At 49.6% G+C, this 2,500-nt stretch carries 2 rRNA genes (1 of these 2 cut by a window edge); both read right to left on the reverse strand.

Annotation, left to right across the window (positions count from 1 at the left end):
* Positions 1–3: 3 nt before the first annotated feature.
* Positions 4–119, reverse strand: a 5S ribosomal RNA gene (gene rrf / locus C0975_RS11160).
* A gap of 182 nt (positions 120–301) precedes the next feature.
* A 23S ribosomal RNA gene (locus tag C0975_RS11165) occupies positions 302–2,500 on the reverse strand; it runs 819 nt beyond the window's last position.

The raw sequence follows: 2,500 nt of genomic DNA on the forward strand, positions 1-2,500 counted from the left end.
AATACCTGGCGGTGTCCTACTCTCACATGGGGATACCCCACACTACCATCGGCGTTACAGCGTTTCACTTCTAAGTTCGGCATGGAATTAGGTGGGTCCACTGCACTATCGCCGCCAAGATAATCCTATATGATGACGTCTCTACTCTATTATCCGTCTCTTATTCTCTTTATGCTCTTAATCTCTACCAATCATCAACAAGCTCACTAAATTAACCCTCTTCAACTCCGTCCACTTCGCTTTTCATCTCTTTTCGTCAATAATCCCAACGCCTTACTCGACAAAAACACTTCAGCGTTGTATAGTTAAGCCTCTCGGGCAATTAGTATGGGTTAGCTCAACATATCACTATGCTTACACACCCCACCTATCTACGTCGTAGTCTCCAACAACCCTTACAGTCTTATAGACTGGGATGACTCATCTCAAGGCAAGTTTCGTGCTTAGATGCTTTCAGCACTTATCTCTTCCGCATTTAGCTACCCAGCAGTGCCTCTGGCGAGACAACTGGCACACCAGTGATGCGTCCACTCCGGTCCTCTCGTACTAGGAGCAGCCCCTTTCAATCATCCAACGCCCACGGCAGATAGGGACCGAACTGTCTCACGACGTTCTAAACCCAGCTCGCGTACCACTTTAAATGGCGAACAGCCATACCCTTGGGACCTACTTCAGCCCCAGGATGTGATGAGCCGACATCGAGGTGCCAAACACCGCCGTCGATATGAACTCTTGGGCGGTATCAGCCTGTTATCCCCGGAGTACCTTTTATCCGTTGAGCGATGGCCCTTCCATTCAGAACCACCGGATCACTATGACCTGCTTTCGCACCTGCTCGACTTGTCTGTCTCGCAGTTAAGCTTGCTTATACCATTGCACTAACCTGACGATGTCCGACCGTCATTAGCAAACCTTCGTGCTCCTCCGTTACGCTTTGGGAGGAGACCGCCCCAGTCAAACTACCCACCAGACACTGTCCGAGTACCTGTACCAGGTACTTCGTTAGAACATCAAACGTTAAAGGGTGGTATTTCAAGGATGGCTCCACAAGCACTGGCGTGCCTGCTTCAAAGCCTCCCACCTATCCTACACATCAAAATTCAATGTTCAGTGTCAAGCTATAGTAAAGGTTCACGGGGTCTTTCCGTCTAGCCGCGGGTACACCGCATCTTCACGGCGATTTCAATTTCACTGAGTCTCGGGTGGAGACAGCCTGGCCATCATTATGCCATTCGTGCAGGTCGGAACTTACCCGACAAGGAATTTCGCTACCTTAGGACCGTTATAGTTACGGCCGCCGTTTACTGGGGCTTCGATCAGGAGCTTCTCTTTCGATTACACCATCAATTAACCTTCCAGCACCGGGCAGGCATCACACCCTATACGTCCACTTTCGTGTTTGCAGAGTGCTGTGTTTTTAATAAACAGTTGCAGCCAGCTGGTATCTTCGACTGGTTCAGCCTTCGAGAGTCTATCTCTACAACCTACTCCAGCGCACCTTCTCCCGAAGTTACGGTGCTATTTTGCCTAGTTCCTTCACCCGAGTTCTCTCAAGCGCCTGAGTATTCTCTACCTGACCACCTGTGTCGGTTTTCAGTACGGTTTAGTAAAGCCTTTCGCTTAGTGGCTTTTCCTGGAAGCGTGGTATCGGTAACTTCATTCCCTTAGGAACTCGTCATCACTTCTCGGTGTTTAATAAGAAACCGGATTTGCCTAGTCTCTCCACCTACCGGCTTAAACAATCATATCCAACAGATTGCTTACCTAACCTTCTCCGTCCCCACATCGCAGCTTTACCAAGTACGGGAATATTAACCCGTTTCCCATCGACTACGCTTTTCAGCCTCGCCTTAGGGGCCGACTCACCCTGCCCCGATTAACGTTGGACAGGAACCCTTGGTCTTCCGGCGAACGAGTTTTTCACTCGTTTTATCGTTACTTATGTCAGCATTCGCACTTGTGATACCTCCAGCAGACTTCTCAATCCACCTTCATCAGCTTACACAACGCTCCCCTACCCAACAGGCGTATCACTAATCTTCCTCTCTTCGATTACCCTCCAACCGCCTCAACGTTTGGAACGCTTAACCAACATCCCATTCCACTTCGTTTCATGCAATATCGTTAATCCTAAGGCGTATTAGTGATACGCCTGATGCCGCAGCTTCGGTGCTATATTTAGCCCCGTTACATCTTCCGCGCAGGCCGACTCGACTAGTGAGCTATTACGCTTTCTTTAAATGATGGCTGCTTCTAAGCCAACATCCTAGCTGTCTAAGCCTTCCCACTTCGTTTCCCACTTAATATAGACTTGGGGACCTTAGCTGGCGGTCTGGGTTGTTTCCCTCTCCACGACGAACGTTAGCACCCGCCGTGTGTCTCCTGAGTATCACTCTTCGGTATTCGCAGTTTGCATCGGGTTGGTAATCCGGGATGGACCCCTAGCCGAAACAGTGCTCTACCCCCGAAGGTGTCCGCTCAAGGCTCTACCTAAATAGAT

The organism is Pasteurella oralis, from assembly GCF_002850605.1.
In the GTDB taxonomy this organism is placed as follows: Bacteria; Pseudomonadota; Gammaproteobacteria; order Enterobacterales; family Pasteurellaceae; genus Pasteurella; species Pasteurella oralis.